This is a genomic window from Streptomyces sp. NPDC079167 (genome assembly GCF_040686735.1).
Lineage (GTDB): Bacteria > Actinomycetota > Actinomycetes > Streptomycetales > Streptomycetaceae > Streptomyces.
Window position 1 is genome coordinate 319,674 of record NZ_JBFBLO010000009.1, and the last position, 19,310, is coordinate 338,983.

At 71.3% G+C, this 19,310-nt stretch carries 19 protein-coding genes; 9 read left to right on the forward strand and 10 right to left on the reverse strand.

Annotation, left to right across the window (positions count from 1 at the left end; translation table 11 throughout):
- Positions 1 to 41 precede the first annotated feature (41 nt).
- Positions 42 to 305: a hypothetical protein gene (locus AB0P41_RS21135; RefSeq protein WP_365933456.1), complete on the reverse strand. Its 264-nt coding sequence runs from the start codon at positions 303 to 305 to the stop codon at positions 42 to 44.
- Between the two features lie 193 nt (positions 306 to 498).
- Between AB0P41_RS21135 and AB0P41_RS21140 the strand changes: the two genes are divergently transcribed.
- A complete protein-coding gene (locus AB0P41_RS21140; protein WP_365933458.1) occupies positions 499 to 1,416 on the forward strand; it encodes a glycoside hydrolase family 16 protein in 918 nt (305 codons plus the stop codon).
- Positions 1,417 to 1,470: 54 nt separating this feature from the next.
- Entirely contained in the window at positions 1,471 to 2,463 is a 993-nt protein-coding gene (locus tag AB0P41_RS21145; RefSeq protein ID WP_365933459.1) for an aldo/keto reductase, read from the forward strand.
- 8 nt (positions 2,464 to 2,471) lie between these two features.
- Here the strand turns inward: AB0P41_RS21145 and AB0P41_RS21150 are convergent, their stop codons facing one another.
- The 3 genes from AB0P41_RS21150 to AB0P41_RS21160 form a co-directional block, all read right to left on the reverse strand.
- Positions 2,472 to 3,806, reverse strand: coding sequence for a protein kinase (locus tag AB0P41_RS21150; protein WP_356716693.1), 1,335 nt, complete (start codon positions 3,804 to 3,806; stop codon positions 2,472 to 2,474).
- 91 nt (positions 3,807 to 3,897) lie between these two features.
- Complete coding sequence (locus tag AB0P41_RS21155) at positions 3,898 to 4,587, reverse strand: HAD family phosphatase (protein ID WP_356716695.1); 690 nt, start codon at positions 4,585 to 4,587, stop codon at positions 3,898 to 3,900.
- Between the two features lie 24 nt (positions 4,588 to 4,611).
- Entirely contained in the window at positions 4,612 to 5,091 is a 480-nt protein-coding gene (locus AB0P41_RS21160) for an Lrp/AsnC family transcriptional regulator (protein WP_356716697.1), read from the reverse strand.
- 192 nt (positions 5,092 to 5,283) lie between these two features.
- Here AB0P41_RS21160 and AB0P41_RS21165 point away from each other — a divergent pair, with 192 nt between their 5' ends.
- Entirely contained in the window at positions 5,284 to 6,369 is a 1,086-nt protein-coding gene (locus AB0P41_RS21165) for an amidinotransferase (protein WP_356716699.1), read from the forward strand.
- A gap of 45 nt (positions 6,370 to 6,414) precedes the next feature.
- Here the strand turns inward: AB0P41_RS21165 and AB0P41_RS21170 are convergent, their stop codons facing one another.
- Positions 6,415 to 7,182: an SDR family NAD(P)-dependent oxidoreductase gene (locus AB0P41_RS21170; protein WP_356716701.1), complete on the reverse strand. Its 768-nt coding sequence runs from the start codon at positions 7,180 to 7,182 to the stop codon at positions 6,415 to 6,417.
- A gap of 155 nt (positions 7,183 to 7,337) precedes the next feature.
- Between AB0P41_RS21170 and AB0P41_RS21175 the strand changes: the two genes are divergently transcribed.
- From AB0P41_RS21175 to AB0P41_RS21190, 4 genes are all read left to right on the forward strand, one after another.
- The gene (locus AB0P41_RS21175) at positions 7,338 to 7,991 is read left to right on the forward strand and encodes a TetR family transcriptional regulator (RefSeq protein ID WP_365933510.1); all 654 of its coding nucleotides are present in this window, start codon (positions 7,338 to 7,340) and stop codon (positions 7,989 to 7,991) included.
- 58 nt (positions 7,992 to 8,049) lie between these two features.
- On the forward strand, positions 8,050 to 8,517 hold the full coding sequence (locus tag AB0P41_RS21180) for a hypothetical protein (RefSeq protein WP_365933462.1): 468 nt from the start codon (positions 8,050 to 8,052) through the stop codon (positions 8,515 to 8,517).
- A gap of 406 nt (positions 8,518 to 8,923) precedes the next feature.
- Positions 8,924 to 10,435 carry an FUSC family protein gene (locus tag AB0P41_RS21185; protein WP_365933464.1) on the forward strand — a complete coding sequence of 504 codons (1,512 nt, stop codon included), beginning with the start codon at positions 8,924 to 8,926 and terminating at the stop codon, positions 10,433 to 10,435.
- A 166-nt stretch (positions 10,436 to 10,601) separates the two neighbouring features.
- Positions 10,602 to 11,672, forward strand: a complete 1,071-nt coding sequence (locus AB0P41_RS21190; RefSeq protein ID WP_365933466.1) for a lactonase family protein — start codon at positions 10,602 to 10,604, stop codon at positions 11,670 to 11,672.
- Between the two features lie 78 nt (positions 11,673 to 11,750).
- Here the strand turns inward: AB0P41_RS21190 and AB0P41_RS21195 are convergent, their stop codons facing one another.
- The 5 genes from AB0P41_RS21195 to AB0P41_RS21215 form a co-directional block, all read right to left on the reverse strand.
- Positions 11,751 to 12,683, reverse strand: a complete 933-nt coding sequence (locus tag AB0P41_RS21195) for a hypothetical protein (RefSeq protein ID WP_356716708.1) — start codon at positions 12,681 to 12,683, stop codon at positions 11,751 to 11,753.
- A gap of 138 nt (positions 12,684 to 12,821) precedes the next feature.
- Complete coding sequence (locus AB0P41_RS21200) at positions 12,822 to 13,823, reverse strand: BadF/BadG/BcrA/BcrD ATPase family protein (RefSeq protein WP_365933468.1); 1,002 nt, start codon at positions 13,821 to 13,823, stop codon at positions 12,822 to 12,824.
- A complete protein-coding gene (locus AB0P41_RS21205) occupies positions 13,820 to 14,497 on the reverse strand; it encodes a uracil-DNA glycosylase (protein WP_356716711.1) in 678 nt (225 codons plus the stop codon). The genes AB0P41_RS21200 and AB0P41_RS21205 overlap by 4 nt, the downstream gene beginning before the upstream one ends.
- Positions 14,498 to 14,572: 75 nt before the next feature.
- Positions 14,573 to 15,658 (reverse strand): exo-alpha-sialidase, encoded by a 1,086-nt coding sequence (locus AB0P41_RS21210; protein WP_356716713.1) that lies wholly within the window; start codon positions 15,656 to 15,658, stop codon positions 14,573 to 14,575.
- A 201-nt stretch (positions 15,659 to 15,859) separates the two neighbouring features.
- A complete protein-coding gene (locus tag AB0P41_RS21215) occupies positions 15,860 to 16,918 on the reverse strand; it encodes a LacI family DNA-binding transcriptional regulator (protein WP_356716715.1) in 1,059 nt (352 codons plus the stop codon).
- A gap of 215 nt (positions 16,919 to 17,133) precedes the next feature.
- Between AB0P41_RS21215 and AB0P41_RS21220 the strand changes: the two genes are divergently transcribed.
- Both AB0P41_RS21220 and AB0P41_RS21225 read left to right on the forward strand, forming a co-directional pair.
- Entirely contained in the window at positions 17,134 to 18,378 is a 1,245-nt protein-coding gene (locus tag AB0P41_RS21220) for an extracellular solute-binding protein (RefSeq protein ID WP_365933512.1), read from the forward strand.
- A gap of 2 nt (positions 18,379 to 18,380) precedes the next feature.
- Complete coding sequence (locus AB0P41_RS21225; RefSeq protein ID WP_365933471.1) at positions 18,381 to 19,310, forward strand: sugar ABC transporter permease; 930 nt, start codon at positions 18,381 to 18,383, stop codon at positions 19,308 to 19,310.

Here is a 19,310-nt window from a genome sequence, read left to right on the forward strand (position 1 = left end):
CCGGCCGCGCGCCGCACGGCGGAAGCCGCGCGGGACTCCGGTCAGCCGGTGTACCGCGCGAGCGTCGCGTCGGCCGCCGCGCCGGAGCGGTGCCACCGGGTGGTCACCGGTTCCCACACCCGGATCCCGTCCGGCGCCCCCAGCGAGGCGGCGTCGAAGGTCCGCCCGCGGTACGCGGGGTCCCCGGCGGCCGTCAGCCGGTCCACCACCCGCGGTTCCGTGGCCGCCGGGTCCAGGGTGCGCACGGCGGCGTAGCCGGACCGCCCGACGGCAGCGGGGAGGGCTGCTTCGGCACGGATGCGCACGGGTTGTCCGTTCCCCGCCGCGTCGACTTCTGCCATCGCCCGCCCGGTCCGGACCAGATCCTTGACGGGCCTCGGACCACTCCCTTAAATCAAGTGTTGAAAGATGCCGCCCGGGGTGAGTGTGCCAAGCGTTCACCTCTCGGCGTCATCTGTCATGCGCATGACTGTCATCCCCCCACCCCGAAAAGAAGTGATGACCGTGCATTCACCCCGACACACCGTGCGCCGCCTCCCGAAGAGGCGCCGTACGACGCTGTACGCCGCACTCTCCATGCTCTGCTGCTCCGTGGCCATGACCGCACTTCCCGCCGGAGCCTCGGCCGCACCCGACCCCCACACGGCTGCATCCTCCACGGATTCCCGGACGGCGGCCGTGGCCTTCGCCGACGAGTTCGACGGCCCCGCGGGCTCGGCCGTCGACGGCGGCAAGTGGCTGACGGAGACCGGCGACAACGTCAACAACCACGAGCGGCAGTACTACACGGCGGGCAACAGCAACGCCGCCCTCGACGGCCAGGGCAACCTGGTCATCACCGCGCGTAAGGAGAACCCCGGCAACTACCAGTGCTGGTACGGAACCTGTGAGTACACCTCGTCCAGGCTCAACACCTCGGGAAAGTTCACCGCGACGTACGGGCACGTCGAGAGCAGGATGAAGATCCCGCGCGGACAGGGCATATGGCCGGCCTTCTGGATGCTCGGTGCCGACATCGGCAGCGTCGGCTGGCCCAACAGCGGTGAGATCGACATCATGGAGAACGTCGGCTTCGAACCAGGCACCGTCCACGGCACCCTGCACGGCCCCGGCTACTCCGGCTCGGGCGGTATCGGCGCCGGATACACCCTCCCCGGCGGAGCCGCCTTCGCCGACGACTTCCACACCTTCGCCGTGGACTGGGCCCCCGACTCCATCACCTGGTCCGTCGACGGCACCGTCTACCAGAGAAGGACACCCGCCGACCTCAACGGCAACCCCTGGGTGTTCGACAAGCCGTTCTTCCTCATCCTCAACCTCGCCGTGGGCGGCTACTGGCCCGGTGACCCCGACGGCAGCACCAGCTTCCCGCAACAGCTCGTCGTCGACTACGTCCGCGTGACCACAGCCGACTGAGCGCGGACGCGGACCGGCGCCGGCCACCGCCGCCGGTCCGCGTGCGGACGTAGCATGATCCGTATGGAGCAGCGCACACTCGGCAGGACCGGCCGTGACGTATCGGTCGTAGGACAGGGAACCTGGCAGCTGGGCGGGGACTGGGGCGAGGTGCGGGAGGCCGATGCCTTCGGCGTCCTCGACGCCGCCGTCGAGTCGGGGGTCACCTTCTTCGACACCGCCGACGTCTACGGCGACGGCCGCAGCGAACAGCTGATCGGCCGCTATCTGAAGGAACGCCCGGATGCGGAGGTCTTCGTCGCCACCAAGATGGGCCGACGGGCCGAACAGCTTCCGGAGAACTACGTCCTGGACAACTTCCGTACCTGGAACGACCGCTCGCGCGCCAACCTCGGCGTCGACACCCTCGATCTCGTACAACTGCACTGCCCGCCCACAGCGGTCTACTCCTCCGACGCCGTGTACGACGCCCTCGACACGCTCGTCTCCGAGCAGCGGATCGCCGCGTACGCGGTGAGCGTGGAGACATGCGCCGAGGCGCTCACGGCCATCGCCAGGCCCGGAGTCGCGAGCGTCCAGATCATCCTCAACCCCTTCCGCCTGAAGCCCCTCGACGAGGTGCTCCCGGCCGCGGCGGAGGCCGGGGTCGGCATCATCGCGCGGGTGCCGCTGGCCTCCGGGCTGCTGTCCGGCAAGTACACCGCCGACACCGTCTTCGCTCCCGAGGACCACCGCACGTACAACCGCCACGGCGAGGCGTTCGACCAGGGCGAGACGTTCTCCGGCATCGACTACGCCACGGGCGTGGCCGCCGCGTCGGAGTTCGCCGGACTCGCTCCCGAAGGCGCCACCCCGGCACAGACCGCGCTGCGCTGGATCATCCAGCAGCCCGGTGTCACCAGCGTCATCCCCGGTGCGCGGTCGGTGGAGCAGGCCCGGGCCAACGCGTCGGCCGCCGCTCTCCCGCCGCTTCCGCAGAGCACCCTCGACGCGGTGCGCGACCTGTACGACCGCCGGATCCGCGCGGAGATCCACTCGCGCTGGTGAGCCGAGGCTCAGTCGTCCTCGCCCTCGCCGTCCTGGCCCGGCTCCGCCGCGGGTCCGGTCGGCGCGGGCGATTCGAGCCCCGCGGTCGGCGAGGAACCGGGATCCGGGGTGTCCGCCGCGCCGGTGTCCGGTGCGAAGAGGATCGTGCCCAGATACACCGCCGCCAGGAAGGCGACCGTACCGGCCACAGCACTCGCCACGCGCGGGCGGCGGCGGATGGCCTCACTCGTCTTGATCCGGCGAGTCGTGGCCGGTCTGGCCGCGGATCTGGACGTCCGGGGCGCGGGAGCCGCCCGTCTGCGACCGCCGGACTGCGGCAGCCGGTACGTCGACGGGCCCCCGGCGGCCTGGGCGTTCGGAACCGGCGCGGGAGGGACGTCGTGCGCGGCGGGCCGCGGGGCGGCGGTCGCGTGGTGCGGCAGCGGCTCGGGCCGGCCACGCCAGGCATCCGTACGGAACCAGTCGGAGACCTGCTGCGCGCTCGGCCGGTCCTCGGGCTGCTTCGCCAGCAGACCCAGGAGATACGAATCGAACGCGGGGGAGATGTCGACCCCCCGCTGTCTGACCGGCACCGGAGGCGTGTCCACGTGCTGGTAGAGCGTCGCGGTCGCCGTGTCCGAGCGGAACGGCGGCTGTCCGGCGAGCAGCTGATAGATGACGCAGCCCAGCGAGTACATGTCCGACGCGGAGTCCGCCGTACGGCCGAGGGCCCGCTCGGGAGCCAGATAGAGGCTCGTACCGACGATGTGGCCGGCCGTGGTCAGCGCCGTGGAGGGGTCGTCGACGAACTGGGCGATGCCGAAGTCCCCGATCTTCACGGACCCGTCGGCGTCCAGCATCAGGTTGCCGGGCTTGATGTCCCGGTGGACGATGCCCTGCCTGTGGGCGGCGGCCAGACCGGCGGCGGCCTGGCCGGCGATATGGGCCACCTGCTCGGGATGGACGGTCTCCTGGGCCTCCAGCAGATCCCCCAGGCTCCTTCCCTCGACCAGCTCCATCACGAGATAGAAGCGGTCCTCCCAGGAGCCGAAGTCGAACACGGCCACCAGGTGAGGGTGGCTCAGACGTGCGGCCGTCTGCGCCTCGAGGCGGAAACGCGCGGTCGACGAGGCATCGGCCTGGTCGCCCAGCAGCAGCTTCACCGCCACGGCCCGGCCCAGTACTTCGTCCGTGGCGCGCCACACCTCACCCATACCGCCACGGCCGATGGGGGATATCAGCCGGTACCGCCCAGCAACCAGCACCTGTGCACACCAATCTCGAATTATGGCCCTCTCCGACTGCCGCGGCGGCGACCTCATCGGGCTCATCGCCTCGGTACGGTGCGTCGGGGTGCGCGGCATGATCAGGATATCCGTCCCCGGGACCGCCGCTCGCCCGGCCGGAGCACGAGACGCCGGATCCGGCCAATCGGCGGGTCGGACCGGCTTGTTCTCACCCGCCGCGGAGCCACTCCAGCACGGCGGCAGCGGTGAACTCCGCCTGCCCGCCCGGAAACAGCAACTCCGCCTTCCCGAACTCCGTGCCGTCAGCCGTCGCATGGGCGTCGGGGACGGCGACGCACCGCATGCCCGCCGCGTGAGCCGCCCGGACACCGGGGACGGCGTCCTCCAGGACCACGCACGAGCCGGGCGCCACACCCAGCCGCCGGGCCGCCTCCAGGAACACGTCGGGCTCCGGCTTGCCGTGCGCCACCTCCTCGGCGGACACATAGAGCGGGAGGTACGCCTCCAGTCCCGTGACCGCGAGCGAGGCCGCGATCGCCGCTCGGGAGGACCCCGACGCCACCGCCATCGGCACCCCGCCCTCGTGCAGCCGCTCGACGAGGGCGCGCATCTCCGGGAAGGCTTCGGTCGAGGCCCCGGCGAGCTCCAGGTACAGGGCGTTCTTGCCGGCCAGGAGTTCGTCGACCGGCGCCTCGATCCCGTACTCCTCCCGCAGGACGGTGAGGGTCTCCCGGGTGCCGATCCCGATGAAGCGGGTGTGGTTCTCCCAGCTGAAGTCCCGCACCCCGTACCTGGCGAGGAGCCGGCGCCCCGCCTCGTAGTAGTTCGGCTCGCTGTCCACGAGGGTGCCGTCGAGGTCGAAGAGGACGGGCGGGGCGGGGAGGGGCGCGGTCTTCATGGCCTCCAGCATGCCCGAAGGCGATCAGCCGGGGTCCGCTGCCCGCCCCACCGACTCGACCAGTGGCAGGACCCGGTGTGCCACACGCTCGCGCAGAGCCACTTCCGTCCGGGTCCTGACCACTCCGGGGAGCTGGATCAGCTGCTGGATCACGTCCTCCAGATGCCCGTTGTCACGGGCCACGACGCGCGTCAGGAGGTCGCCGCCCCCGGTCGTCGAGAACGCCTCGATGATCTCCGGTACGGCGGCGAGCGCGTCACCCACCTCGTCCAGATGCCCCTGGGTCACCTCCAGATGCACGAAGGCGAGTACCGGGTGTCCGAGGGCCGCGGGGGAGAGGGCGGGGCCCGTGCCCGTGATCACTCCGTTCCGCTCCAGACGGTCCATCCGGGCCTGCAGGGTGCCGCGCGCCACGCCGAGGATGCGCGCGTACTCCCGCACGCTGGTGCGGGGCTGCTCGATGAGCAGCCGGAGGATACGGGTGTCGAGGGCGTCCACCGCCATGCCGGGCTGTGCTCCTCCTGGGTCGGAGATCGGTCGCCCGACTCTACCCAGGGCCGGGCCGTACGGCGTCGGCGCGCACGGCAGCCGGATCGGTCGGGGTGACCGTTTGACGGTGCCGACCGGCCGTGATTGCTTTGGGTGGTGGACAGGTTTCATGGAGTTACTCCCGGTCTGTGACCGAAAGCGGTGAACATGGCCCTCGCTTCGCCGGTGAATTCACACAACGAGTGGGACCCGCTGGAGGAGATCATCGTCGGGCGGCTGGACGGCGCGACGATCCCCTCCGGTCATCCGGTCGTGTCGTGCAACATCCCGCCCTGGGCGGGACGGCTGCAGGGGCTGGCGTCGGGTCTCGCCTACCCGCGCCGGCTGATCGAGCCCGCACAGGAGGAACTCGACCGGTTCGTCGAGTTGCTCGAATCCCTGGGTGTCACCGTCAGGCGCCCGGACGCGGTCGACCACAAGCGGCGTTTCAGCACCCCCGAGTGGACGTCACGCGGATTCTGCAACACCTGCCCGCGTGACAGCATGCTCGTGATCGGCGACGAGATCATCGAGACCCCGATGGCCTGGCCGTGCAGGTACTTCGAGACCCACTCCTACCGCTCGCTCCTGAAGGACTACTTCAGGCGCGGCGCACGCTGGACGGCGGCACCGAAACCGCAGCTCACCGACGAGTTGTTCGACCCGGAATTCCGGCCCCCGGCGGCCGGCGAGCCCATGCGCTACATCCTGACCGAATTCGAGCCGGTGTTCGATGCGGCGGATTTCGTGCGCGCCGGACGCGACCTGTTCGTCACCCGGAGCAATGTCACCAACCGCATGGGCATCGACTGGCTGCGACGTCATCTGGGGCCCCGCTACCGGATCCACGAGATCGAGAGCCGCTGCCGCACGCCCATGCACATCGACACGACGTTCCTCGTGCTCGCTCCCGGCAAGGTGCTGGTCAATCCCGAATACGTCGACGTCGACCGCCTGCCCGACGTGCTGCGGTCGTGGGACATCCTGATCGCCCCCGAACCCGACCGGATCAACGAGCGGCTGCTCAAGCTCACCTCGCTCTGCGGCAAGTGGCTCAGCATGAACATCCTCATGGTCGACGAGAAGCGGGTCATCGCGGAGCGACGCCACACGGGCATGCTGCGCGCTCTCGAGAAGTGGGGCTTCGAGCCGATCCCGTGCGATCTTCTGCACTACGCGCCGTTCGGAGGCTCCTTCCACTGCGCGACTCTCGACGTCAGGCGCCGCGGAACGCTCGAATCCTATTTCGACTGAGCGATCCGCGACGCCCGCTCGCACGCCCTCGCGGGTGCCGGGTGCTCAGACGGCGGACCAGCCGTTGTCGACGGGAAGGATCGCCCCGTTGATGTTGCTCGCCGCGTCGGACGCCAGGAAAAAGATCGCCGCCGCCTGCTCCTCGGCCCGGGCAGGCGAACCGACATTGCCCATGTAGGGGGCGAGGGCGGCCGGCCCGTGGGCGCCCCGGTCGGCGTCGACCCGGATGTTGGTGACGGTGCCGCCGGGCGCGATGGCGTTGGAGCGGATGCCCTTGTCGCGGTACATGACGGCCAGGGACTTGGTCAGGCCCGCGATGCCGTGCTTGGACGCCGTGTAGGCGGCACCCGCGGCGCTGCCCCTCAGGGACGCCTCGGACGCGGTGAAGACGACGGCGCCCTTCCCCGCGGCGAGCATGTGCGGCAGCACGGCACGCGTGAGGCGGAACGGAGCCGTGAGGTTGATGCCGATGACGCGCTCCCACTCGTCGTCACCGGTGTCGGCCGCGGCCGACATGCTGTCCATGATTCCGGCGTTGTTGACCAGGACGTCTATACCGCCGAACTCCTCCGCCGCCGTGGCCGCCACCCGGTCGACGACGGCCTGGTCCCGCAGGTCCCCGATCACGGTGACCGCGGTCCCGCCGGCCTGCTCCGTCTCCTCCGCGACGATCCGGGCGGCCGCCTCGTCGACATCGGCGATCACGATGCGGGCCCCCTCCTTCGCGAACAGCAGGGCGGTGGCCCGGCCGATGCCGGATCCGGCGCCGGTGACGATGACGCTGCGGCCCGGGCCGCTGGGGGTGGTGTTCACGTGATGCTCCTCGGCTTCGTCGACAGGGCAGGAACGTTACCTTTAATGGCGGCCAGTGCCAAAATGGCAAGTGGTGCCAGAAAAGGTGTCGCTACGATGGGCGAAGCCGTGAGGGAAGGTGGCCGAAAACTGTGGAAGCCGCGCACGCGGGAGGGGTGCCCGACCCTGTCCCGGCCACCGCCGCCAACGGCACAGCAGGCGGCGCCCGCCTCGGACGCCCGCCGCTGACCGAACGGCGCAAGGCCGCGACCCGGCTGGAGATCGCCCGTGAAGCCGTGCGCCTCTTCGCCGAACAAGGTGTGGCCGCGACCACTGCCGAGGAGATCGCCGCCGCCGCGGGGATCTCGCAGCGGACCCTGTGGCGCTACACCTCGTCGAAGGAGCTGTGCGTCCGCCCCCTGCTGACCTACGCGCTCGACTTCGTCATCGCGCTGATGAGGTCGTGGCCGCGCGACCGGCCGCTGGCGGAAGCCGTCTCGGGGACCCGGCCCTCCCGCCCGGCCGCATCGGCGGACACCGATGCGGACGCCCTGCGCGACCTCGTCCTGCTCACCCGGACCGAACCCGGGCTGCGCGCCGTGTGGCTGCAGGTCCACCACGATGCGGAGCCGGCCTTCGCCGCGGTCATCGCCGAGCGGACGGACCACGGGCCGGACGACCTCGAACCACGGTTGCAGGCGACCCTGCTCAACGGGGCCCTCCGCGTCGCGGTCGAACAGTGGGCGTGGAGTGCGGACCCGCAGCCGGCTTCGCTGTCACACACCATCCACCGCGCGCTGGGTATCGCCCGCGCCGGTCTGTCCGACTGAGCGTCCTGACCGGCGCTTTCGGACGTGTCCGCTCGCGCGGCCCGTCGTTGACCACGGCATGAACCTGCGGTCCATCCCCCTCGTGTTCGTCGCCCTGCTGAGTACGGCCGGCTGCGTCTCCGTCCAGGCCGAAGCGGAGAGGCCCTCGCCCTCCGCCTCCGTACGTCCCGGAAACGTCCCCGCCGCGCAGGCGCCCACGGCGCCCACCGAGCCCGCGGCCGTCCACGACACGCTCGGAAGGACCGAGAAGGGGCCGGACCGAGCGGAGGGCGGGAAGCGGAAGAAGGAGAAGGGGTCACGCGCCCCGGCCCGGCGTGCCGACGTCGTCGCGCCACCGGTCCGCCAGGAGGCACGGAACCAGCCGCGACGTGCCGCTCCCGACCGGCCCCGCACGCCGCGCGGCGTGGGCGCGCCCCACCGGGCGCGTCCGGACCGGACGTACGACATGCGCACCGTCTGTGCGTCGGGGCGGGGGGTCGCGTCCGCCGAGATCGTCGACCTGTGCCGCACCACGTACGGCCGGTGACACCGGACGGTCCGGGCCCCACCGCTGGGCTGCCCGGGCGTCCCGTGAACCTGGTCGGATTTTCGTGCTCCGAGCGGGGCGGGTGGATCGACGGGCAACTGCTCGGCAGTGACGGCGGGATCGGGAGCTGACGGCCGGCCGCCGGTGGTCCGAGCCGGAGCTCCGCCGTCCGCATTCCTGAGCCGTTCGTCCGAGGTATCGCCTCCGGCTGGTCCGTTGGCTCTGCTGCGGCCGAGCAGTGACAGCGGTTCATGGCCCATTGGCACAGGAGATCGTGGGTCGGTTGAACCATCAGCCCTCCTGGTGCTGCAATAGAGCTATCAATGGCGCTGCGGGTCCCCCTGGGGATCACCGCGGCGCCTTTCTCATGTCTGCGCAGGTCCACGTGCGGAAGGTAGGGGGCAACTTGCTGAAGAGGGCGTTCGTGGCACCGGATCCGGGGCGGATGCGACTGCGGTTCGCGTCCCGGGCCGTGCTCGGCATCGGGCTCGCCGTCGCGCTGTGCGGTGCCGCCGGGCACTCGCTTGAGGCGGCCGTCACCGGTGGTCTGGCAGCGCTGCTCGCACTGTTCACGGTGACCGACGCGACGGTGCGTGGGCAGGCGATCACGACCGCCTTCCTGCCCGCCGTCGGTCTCCCTGTGCTCACGCTGGCCGCCGTGCTGCACGATGTGCCCGTCGCCCGCGACCTCGCGTTCCTCGCCGTCGTGGGGGCCGGGGTGTACGCGAGGCGGTGGGGGCCTCGCGGGCACTCGCTGGGCGTGTTCGGCTTCATGTCATATTTCTCCGCCCAGTTCCTGCACACCGTGCCCGGCCAGCTGCCCGAGCTGTACGCGGCCGTGCTGCTGTCGCTCGTCGCGTCCTCGGCGGTGCGGTTCGGCGTGTGGTGCTACGAGCGGCGGCTCCCGGCCCCCATGGCGGTCGCCCTCCCCTCCGGGGCGTCCGGGCTCGCGCGGATCACGACGCGGCAGGCCGTGCAGGCGACAGTGGGGGCCGGGTTCGCGCTCGCCGTGGGGCAGGTGCTCTCCGACCAGCGTTGGTACTGGGCGGTCGGAGCCACCTGGTGGGTGTTCGTGGCCACGACCTCGCGAGGCGAGACCGTCGTCCGCGGGTTCCGGCGATTCCTGGGAACGGTGCTCGGGATCGGGCTGGGCTTCGCCGTGGCCGTGCCGCTGCACCACGAGCCGGTCGTGGCCGCCGTGGTCGTGGCGGCCAGTGTGTTCGGGATCTTCTACACCGCCGCCGTCTCCTACACCTGGATGATGCTGGCCGTGACCGTCATGGCGAGCATGCTGTACGGCCTGCTCGGCGTGCTCGACACGGGTCTGCTCGTGCTGCGGGTGACAGAGACCGCGGCCGGTGCGCTCGGCGCCGTACTGGCGGTGCTGTTCGTGCTGCCGGTGACCACGCACTCGGTGACCGAGGCGTGGGTGGAGCGGGCGCTGCGATGCGTGCACACGTGCACGGCGGAGGCCGCCGCCCGGCTCGCCGGGAGCGAGGGCGACGACCCGCCTGGGCGCGTCGTCGAGCTGGAGGCGATCCTCGGCCGGGTGCGCCTGTCGCTCGCACCGCTGGTGCACCCGCTCAACCCGCTGCGGGCCCGCAGACGACGGGCACGGCAGGTGCTCGCGCTGCTCGACGACTGCGTGCGCGAGGTGCGCGGCCTGGCCGCCGTCGCTGCCGACCCGGAGGCCTCGCACGACGTCCGGCTCGCCGCGGCCTGCTGGCGGGTGGAGGCCGCCGTCGAAGCCCTCACCGATGCGCCGGCCGTCGGGCGGCACCCGCGGCCCGACGAGACGACGGCCACGGAGCCGACGGGCGCCGATCAGATGCTCACCCACCTCCACGCGCTGGAGCAGGCCCTGCTCGAACTCGCCGTGCCCCTCCGCAGGTCCCGCCCGGTCCCGGCCGGCGCCTGAGCCGTCGTCCACGACGGGATCGGTGAGCACCATCCCGGCTCGGACCAGGCTCCCCACGCTCCGCCGACCGTCATCCGACGCTCCCTGCTTTCAGCCCGGGAGCGGGACAGGACGCCTGCTACCGTCGGCCGGGAAGATCGTGACGGACGTGAAGAGGGGTAGCGGGATGGGCGCCGATCAGGAGAAGCGGGCATTCATAGGGTCGTTCACGTCGGCGGGCGGACTCGGCATCAGTGTCGCCGCCGTCGACCGGGACACCGGGGCGCCGTCCGTGCTCGCGTCCACGGACGCCGTGGCAGACCCCTCCTTCCTCGCGGTCGGCCGTACTCCCGGGACGGGCGACCCCGTGCTCTACGCGGTCAGTGAGGCCTCCGAGGGCGCCGTCGCGGCCTTCTCCATCGACGACGGCGGCACACCGCGGCTGATCGGCGAGGCCCGGCCGGTCGGCGGGAGCAGCCCGACCCATCTGACCCTCGCCGCGGGCCATCTCCTGACGGCCAACTACGGCTCCGGGAGTGTCACCGCGCTGCCGGTCCGGGACGACGGTTCACCCGGCCCGGCGGCCGGCGTGCTGAGGCACGAGGGCCGCGGCCCCGACGAGGGCCGCCAGTCCGGCCCGCACGCCCACCAGGTGATGACCGACCCCTCGGGGAACTGGGTGCTCAGCGTGGACCTCGGTACGGATTCCGTACGCGTCTGCGCGCTCGACCCCGCCACCGGCTCCCTGCGGCTGCACGCCGAGACGGCACTGCGGCCGGGGACCGGACCGCGCCATCTCGCCTTTCACCCCTCCGGGGGACACGCGTACGTCCTCAACGAGCTCGAGCCGACGGTCACCGTGTGCCGCTGGGACGCCGTCGGCGGCCTGCTCGAACCGCTCGGGGAGACGCAGGTCCTGCCGCACGACCACGACGAGGGCGAGGAGGCGCGTACGTATCCGTCGGAAGTGGTGGTCTCGCACGACGGCCGGTTCCTGTGGACCGCCAATCGCGGCCACGACAGCATCTCCGTCCTCACACTCGACGAGACGGCCGAGAAACTCGCCCTGGCGGCGGCCGTGGGGTGCGGCGGACGCTGGCCCCGCGATCTCACTCTCGACCCCACGGGCCAGTGGCTCTACGCCGCCAACGAGCACTCCGGAAACGTCAGCTGGTTCGCCGTGGACGCGGAAACGGGAATTCCCGCCCACGCGGGCTCCATCGAGGTTCCGGCCGCCTCCTGCGTGGTCTTCGCCTGACGCCCGGCCCGGCGACGGCATGCGGCGCGAACCGGGGAAACCGGTCCGCGCCGCATCGTCCGGCACGAGTGGCGCGGATCAGTGCGCCGGCGCCCCCTGGACCCCCTGAGGGGTCTCCGGGGTGATGCCCAGCGTCGTCGCGTACAGCGAGAGCACCAGCTTGCCGATGGCCGGGTACGCGCCGAGCGGCTCGGCGGCCGAGCAGCCGGCCTCCTTCGCGGCCGCGTCCAGCAGGCCGGCGTCGATCTCCGGCCCCACCAGGTACGGCGCGAGCGCCAGCTGCGCGGAGCCGGAGTTCTGCAGCTGCGCGGCGATCGAGGCGACCGAACCCTCCACGTCCAGGGCCGCGGCCATCACGGGCACGGCCAGACGGGCGGCCAGCAGCATGCCGGTGATCCCGGCGGCCTGCACGGCCTCCTCGCCGCCCACCGTGGCCAGCACGATGCCGTCGGCCGCGGTCGCCACGGTGAACAGCCGCGCGCGGTCGGCGCGCGCCAGACCGGCCTCCGAAAGGCGTACGTGCAGTGCCTCGGCGAGCAGGGGGTGCGGACCCAGTACGTCGGTCAGCTCGGCCTGCGTCCCGCTGTCCATGACGGCCTGCCGTATGCGCCGGATCAGGGCGCTGTCCGGGCCCGCCAGCAGCGGCACCACGACGGCGGACGGGCCCGAGGGCTCGGCGACCTCGCGGCCCGCGGCGACGGCCTGCTCGTAGCGCGCGGTGCGCTCGGCGGCGGCGTGGCTGAGCGTGGAGACAAGAGTGGGATATTCGGCGTCGTCGCCGTCGAGGTAGCCGATCCGCGCGTTCAGGCCGGGCAGCTCGGAGCGGGCGATGCTGATCACTTCCTCGGCCAGGCTGCGCGAGGCCGGGGAAGGGGTACCGGGAAGGGCAAGAACGAGCGCGGCAGCGCCCTCAGGTGCGACCACGGGCTCCGGGCGGCGGTGCCGTCCGGACTGGCGAGGTCGCGGCATTCGTACAGGCAGGCCGGAAGCGGGCCCAGTGGGGGTGCTCATGGCGCCGCATGCTACTGGTTTTGGGTGCCCCTCTGTTCGGGGAGGGGGCCGCCAGGCGTTATCTGTCCGTATATGTCTGTTGAATGGCATAGCAGGCGACTGACCTGCTCCGTCCGGGCGGACGAGTGCTCGATTCGTCTACGTTACTCCCGGTACGAAGAGCAGTGACGGGTGGGCCGGGAGCCGCAGACCCGGTCCCGCGAGGGCCCGTGCGATCTCCAGCGCACCGTGCAGCGGATCACCCTCCGCCGGAACCACCCGCGCCTGCGGGACCTGCTGCGCCAGCTCCTCCCGCAACGGGCCCAGAAGAGGCTCACCCATGCGGAACAGCCCACCGGTCAGAGCGACTTCACACCGATCGGTGCGGGAGCCCGCGGGGCGCGGACACACCGCTGCCGCCGCCTCGGCGATGTGGGCCGCCGCCTCCCGCAGGATGTTCGCCGCCACCTCGTCCTGAAGGGCACAGGCCCCGACCTCGGGGGCGAACGAGGCGAGCAGAGCCGGACGGTCCGTACGCGGATAGAGCAGACCCGGAAGGCCGGTGACCGGCCCGAAGACCGCCTCGAGCCGCGCCAGCAGGACGGGCGACCCTCCGCGGCGGCCGTCGTGGGCCCGCATCGCCGCGTCGAGCCCCGCGCGACCGATCCAGGCGCCGCCGCCGCTGTCGCCCAGCAGATGCCCCCAGCCGTCCGCCCTGCGCCACGACGTGAGGTCGGTGCCGAGCGCGATCATGCCGGTGCCGCCCGCGACGACCGCGCCGGGGCGCTGTCCCAGCGCCCCGGCGTACGCGGTCACCGCGTCGGCGGCCAGCGCCACCCGCCGGACGCCCAGCGTGTCCGCGAGCGCGCCGGGCAGCCGGGCCCGCAGCTCCTCGCCCAGGGTCGCCATCCCCGCGGCCCCCACGGCCGCCGCCGTGACGGCCGCGCCGGGCCCTGCCCGGTCCAGCAGTCGGCGGACGGCGGGCAGCAGCTGCTCCAGCAGGTGCCCCGCGTCGATGCCACGCGCACCCGTCCGCACGGGCTCGGCGCACGCGGCGGTGATCGCCGGGTGCCCCGCCGCCACCGGTGCGAGAGCCACGCGCAGCCCGGACCCGCCGGAGTCGACGCCTACGGCGAACGGCAGGTCCGGGGCGCCGGTCACGGCAGCTGCCAGTCGACCGGCTGTGCCCCCTGGCGCTGAAGAAGTTCGTTGACCTTGCTGAAGGGGCGGGAACCGAAGAAGCCGCGGTCGGCCGACATGGGGGAGGGGTGGGCGGACTCGACCGCAGGGTAATCGCCCAGCAGCGGACGCGCGTTGCGGGCGTCGCGCCCCCACAGGACCGACACCAGCGGCGTTCCCCGGGCAGCCAGCGCGCGTATGGCCTGCTCGGTGACCTCTTCCCAGCCCTTGCCCCGGTGGGCGGCAGGGCGCCTGGGAGCCGTCGTGAGCGCCCTGTTGAGCAGGAGCACCCCCTGCCGGGTCCAGGGCGTCAGATCGCCGTTGGAGGGCCGTGGGAGCCCCAGATCCGCGTGCAGCTCCCGGAAGATGTTCTCCAGGCTTCCCGGCAGCGGGCGGACGTCCGGTGCCACCGCGAAGCTGAGGCCGATCGCATGCCCCGGCGTCGGGTAGGGATCCTGCCCGACGATCAGGACGCGCACCTCCTCGAACGGCTGCTGGAACGCCCGCAGGACGTTGGGCCCCGAGGGCAGGTAGGTACGCCCCGCGGCGATCTCCGCCCTGAGGAAGTCGCCCATAGCGGCGACGCGTTCGGCCACGGGCTCAAGGGCTTGCGCCCATCCCGGCTCGACGATCTCTTTCAACGGTCTTGCTGCCACGGGGCGCACTCTACTTGTGCGCCGGCGGGGTGCTGACCGCGCCCGTCGTCCGCCCGTTCACCGTGGCAGGACCGGTCAGCGGAGCACCACCGCCCGCACACACAGGACGTCCGGCAGATGGGAGACCAACTGCTCCCAGGTGTCGCCGTCGTCCGCGCTCGCGAACACCTCGCCGTTGCGATTGCCGAAGTAGATCCCCGCCGGGTCGGCGTCGTCCGTGCAGAGTGCGTCCCGCAGTACCGTGCCGTAGTGGTCACCGTCCGGGAGGCCCTGCGTCAGAGGCTCCCAGGTCTCCCCCGCGTCCTGCGTACGGAACACGCGGCAGCGGTGGCCGGCGGGGACCCGGTCCGCGTCGGCGTTGATCGGGAAGACGTAGAGCGTGTCCGCGCGATGCGGGTGCGCGGCGGCGGCGAAGCCGAAGTCCGAGGGCAGGCCCGCCCCGATGTCCTTCCAGTGCTCCCCGGAGTCGTCGCTCCGGAACACGCCCCAGTGGTTCTGCAGATAGAGCCGGTCGGGGTCGGCCGCGTCCCGTGTCACCTTGTGCACGCACTGGCCGAACTCGGGGTCCGGGTCCGGCAGGAAGACGGCGGAGACACCCTTGTTGGACGGGGCCCAGCGCTCGCCGCCGTCCTCGGTCCGGAACACTCCCGCCGTGGAGACGGCGACGGTCACAGCCCGGGCGTCCCTCGGGTCGGTCAGGATGGTGTGCAGCCCCTCACCGCCTCCGCCCGGCACCCACTCGGACCGCGTGGGGTGCTCCCAGAGCGGGCGGACCAGCTCGAACGACTCGCCGCTGTCGTCCGACCGGAACAGCGCCGCGGGCTCGGTCCCCGCGTAGACGACGCCGGGGGCTTCGGGCCCGGCGGGGTGCAGCTGCCAGACCCGCTCCAGCGACGCCTCGGTGAACTGCGGGAACTTCACGGCCGGTTGCTTCGGCTCCACCCAGGTCGCGCCCAGGTCGTCGGAGTGGAAGACGGAAGGGCCCCAGTGCGCGCTGTCACCGCCGACCAGCAGACGAGGCTTCTCGCCGCGGGTGTCGATCGCGATGGAGTAGATCGCCTGCGCGTTGAAATGCGGATCGCCGAACGTCCACGAGCCGCGGTGTCTGCGGCCGATGAAGAGTCCCTTGCGGGTGCCTACGGTGAGCAGTACTTCGGTCATGACAGGACCTCCCGAAACGCCGTTGTCGCCGGTCGAGGCCAGTCTGCACCCGACCACTGACAACGGCCGGGAGACGCGGCGTCAGCCCAGGTCACAGCGGTCGTGGCAGGGAGCGCGAGCTCATCGGTGCGGGCCGGTCCGGGCATTCGTCAGGGCGACGCCTCAACCCCCTCGGACATCTGCTCCCGAGGGGGCGCCCGCTCAGCGCGCGGGCGGAGCCGTGCTGCTGCGCACCACCAGGCTCGTCGCCAGGTCGACCCGGGTGGTCGCCGGCTTCCTGCCCCGGCCCAGGTCCAGGACCAGCCGGGCCGCGGTCTCGGCCATCTCTATGAGCGGCTGGCGCACCGTGGTGAGCGGCGGGCCGATCCAGCGGGTGAGCGGCAGATCGTCGAAGCCGACCACACTGAGGTCCTCCGGGATCCGCAGCCCCAGCTCACGCGCGGCCTCGTAGACACCGAGTGCCTGCAGGTCGTCCCCCGCGAAGATCGCCGTCGGCGGTTCCGGCAGGCGCAGCAGCTCCAGGGCCGCCGTATAGCCGCCCTCGTGGTTGAACTCGCCCTCCCGGACCAGCTCGGGGTCCATCGGGACGCCCGAGGTCTCCAGGGCGGCGCGGTAGCCGTCGATCCGGGCGCGGCTGCACATCATGCGCGCCGGTCCACCGATCACGCCGATCCGCCGGTGGCCCAGCCCCGTCAGGTGGCGGGTCGCGGCGAGCCCGCCCTGCCAGTTGGCCGCCCCGACCGAGGGGATGTCGTCACCCGGGTCGCCCGCCGGGTCGACGACGACGAACGGGATGGAGCGGCTGGTCAGCTGGGCACGCTGCGCCGCGTCGAGGTCCGAGAGGACCAGGATCACCCCTGCCGGCCGGCGTGCCAGCACACCGTCCACCCATGTCTGGCCCGGGGTGAGCCGGCCCGCGCTCTCCGAGAGGACCAGGCTCAGGCCCTCCTCCCTCGCGACGTTCTCGACGCCCCGGACGACCTCCATCGCCCAGGCGCTGTCCAGCTCGTGGAAGACCAGGTCGATGAGCTGTGACTGCTGGGAGGCGCCACGCCTGCGGCGGTAGCCGTGCCGCAGCAACAGCTCCTCCACCTTCGTGCGCGTACCTGGGGCGACATCGGCGCGGCCGTTCAGCACTTTCGAAACTGTCGGAGCCGAGACTCCGGCCGCTCGGGCGATCTCTGCCAGCGTGGCGGTGCTCTCCGACGACTCGCCGACGGGCGCCTTCTCCTGTTGGGGCTGGACCTTTGCGGGGCTCATGCACGAATCGTAGCTCCCTCGCAGCCCTGGACAGGCGTCCGGGCAAGGTTGGTAAATCCTTGCTCCTGCCCTCTTGACGCGCCCGAAACACGACCGTACGGTTCCGGCAACATTCGAAAGGCACGCCGAAACATTCGACAGAGGGTGCGGTCATGCGGTCGGGGATATTCACTCAGGGCACACGTACGACGAGATGGGCCGCGGCGGGCGCGGCGATGCTCATGGCCGGCGTGCTGGCCGGCTGCGGTTCCGGGGGCGGCGGGAGCGACAGCGGAACCATCACCGCTTACGTCTACGGGGACGACGCGGTCAAGGTTCAGCAGGCAGCGGTCGAGACGTTCAACAAGACCTCCAAGGTCAAGGTGAAGCTGGTTCCGGTCCCGGGCGCCGACTACGTGAACAAGCTGCGCAGCGCCATGGGTTCGCCCAGCGCCCCGGACGTCTTCTTCAACTGGGGCGGCGGGTCCATCAAGCCGTACGTCGACTCCGGCGACCTGGTCGATCTGACCTCGACGGTCAAGAACGACGCCACGCTGAAGGACGGCTTCATCCCCTCGATCATGACGGCCGGTGGTCTCGAAGGGAAGATCTACGGGGTGCCCATGCGCGGCATGCAGCCCGTGATGCTCTTCTACAACAAGACCCTCTTCGCCGAGCACGAGATCGAGCCGCCCAAGACCTGGGAAGACCTCCAGGCGGCGATCAAGACCTTCAAGGCCGCCGGAATCATCCCCTTCGCGCTCGGCGGCTCCGAGAAGTGGCCCGAACTGATGTGGATGGAGTACCTGCTGGACCGGATCGGCGGCCCGGAGGTCTTCAAGAAGATCCAGGACGGCGACAGCGACGGCTGGGGCGACCCCGCGGTGCTCAAGACGGCCCGGACCGTCAAGGAGCTGATCGACCAGGGCGCCTTCGGCAAGAACTTCAACTCCGTGGACTACGGCAGCGGAGCGGCGCCGACCCTGCTCAGCAAGGGCAAGGCCGCCATGCACCTCATGGGTTCGTGGGAGTACTCGACGCAGCTGGGCAAGGCTCCCGAGTTCGCCAAGAAGGACCTCGGCTGGACCGCCTTCCCGACGGTCGCCGGCGGCGTGGGGGACCCCGCGAACGTGGTGGGCAACCCCACCAACTACTGGTCCGTCAACGCCCGGACCAAGCACAAGGACACCGCCATCGCGTTCCTGAAGACGATGGCCTCGAAGACATACGCGCAGGCACTCGTCGACAACGGTGACGTACCCACCACGTCCAACGCGGCATCGATGCTGAGTGGTTCGCCCAACCCCGAGTTCGCCACCGACCAGTACGAGATGGTGGAGAAGGCCCCGAGCTTCACCCTCTCGTGGGACCAGGCGCTCGAATCCCAGTACGCCACGCCACTGCTCACGGAGATCAGCAAGCTGTTCGCCGGCAAGACGTCCCCCGAGCAGTTCGTCGAAGCAATGAAGGCCGCAAAGTAACGATGTCCCACCACACTCCGGTCGCGAAGAGCCACGGAGACGGGAAGGCGGCCGCCGGTAACGTCGGCCGCCCCCCGGTCGCCTGGGCCGTCCCCGGCATCCTCTTCTTCGCCGTCTTCGCGATCGTCCCTCTGGCGATCGCCGTCTATCTCTCCTTCACCGAGTGGGACGGGCTCAACTCCCCGACCTTCACGGGTCTGGACAACTGGACCCGGCTGTTCAGCGACTCCGAGTTCGGCCAGGCCGCCTGGCTGAGCCTCCTGCTCACCACGATCAGCTGGGTCTTCCAGACTCCGGTGGCCCTGCTGCTCGGTGTGTGGGCCGCGGGCCGCCAGCGCAGCCGCGCGTTCCTGTCCGCGATCTTCTTCATCCCGCTCCTGCTCTCCACCACCGCCATCGCGATACTGTTCCGCGCCCTGCTGGACCCCAACTTCGGTGTGATCCAGACGATCGGGCCCTGGTTCGGCATCGACCCCAACGTCATGGGATCGTCCACCGGCGCCCTGCTCGTGGTGGCGTTCGTCGGCGGCTGGCAGTTCATGCCGTTCCACACGCTGATCTACCAGGGCGGCGCCCGGCAGATCCCGGAGGTCCTCTACCAGGCCGCCTCCATCGACGGCGCGGGCATGGTGCGGCAGTTCTTCCACATCACCCTGCCGCAGCTGCGCCACACGATGACGACCTCTTCGATCCTGATGATCGTCGGCTCGCTGACGTACTTCGACACCGTGCTCATCATGACCAAGGGCGGGCCCGGCACGGACACGACGATCCTGCCCTACCTGATGTACCGGACCGGCTTCCAGACGTACGACCTCGGCTACGCGGCGGCCATCGCCACGGCTCTCGTCGTCGTGGCCACCAGTATCTCGCTGATCATGGTCCGCCTCAGTGGCTTCGGGACCATGCGCTCCACCCGGGAAGGTATGTGA

Bases quoted from the DNA above. Each gene is read 5' to 3' on its own strand.
- AB0P41_RS21210 (WP_356716713.1), bottom strand. From the start codon at position 15,658: ATGACCGAAGTACTGCTCACCGTAGGCACCCGCAAGGGACTCTTCATC.
- AB0P41_RS21180 (WP_365933462.1), top strand. From the start codon at position 8,050: ATGAACCTGCGGTCCATCCCCCTCGTGTTCGTCGCCCTGCTGAGTACG.
- AB0P41_RS21150 (WP_356716693.1), bottom strand. From the start codon at position 3,806: ATGCCGCGCACCCCGACGCACCGTACCGAGGCGATGAGCCCGATGAGG.
- AB0P41_RS21190 (WP_365933466.1), top strand. From the start codon at position 10,602: ATGGGCGCCGATCAGGAGAAGCGGGCATTCATAGGGTCGTTCACGTCG.
- AB0P41_RS21145 (WP_365933459.1), top strand. From the start codon at position 1,471: ATGATCCGTATGGAGCAGCGCACACTCGGCAGGACCGGCCGTGACGTA.
- AB0P41_RS21215 (WP_356716715.1), bottom strand. From the start codon at position 16,918: ATGAGCCCCGCAAAGGTCCAGCCCCAACAGGAGAAGGCGCCCGTCGGC.
- AB0P41_RS21225 (WP_365933471.1), top strand. From the start codon at position 18,381: ATGTCCCACCACACTCCGGTCGCGAAGAGCCACGGAGACGGGAAGGCG.
- AB0P41_RS21165 (WP_356716699.1), top strand. From the start codon at position 5,284: ATGGCCCTCGCTTCGCCGGTGAATTCACACAACGAGTGGGACCCGCTG.
- AB0P41_RS21155 (WP_356716695.1), bottom strand. From the start codon at position 4,587: ATGAAGACCGCGCCCCTCCCCGCCCCGCCCGTCCTCTTCGACCTCGAC.
- AB0P41_RS21160 (WP_356716697.1), bottom strand. From the start codon at position 5,091: ATGGCGGTGGACGCCCTCGACACCCGTATCCTCCGGCTGCTCATCGAG.
- AB0P41_RS21140 (WP_365933458.1), top strand. From the start codon at position 499: ATGACCGTGCATTCACCCCGACACACCGTGCGCCGCCTCCCGAAGAGG.
- AB0P41_RS21220 (WP_365933512.1), top strand. From the start codon at position 17,134: ATGCTCATGGCCGGCGTGCTGGCCGGCTGCGGTTCCGGGGGCGGCGGG.
- AB0P41_RS21195 (WP_356716708.1), bottom strand. From the start codon at position 12,683: ATGAGCACCCCCACTGGGCCCGCTTCCGGCCTGCCTGTACGAATGCCG.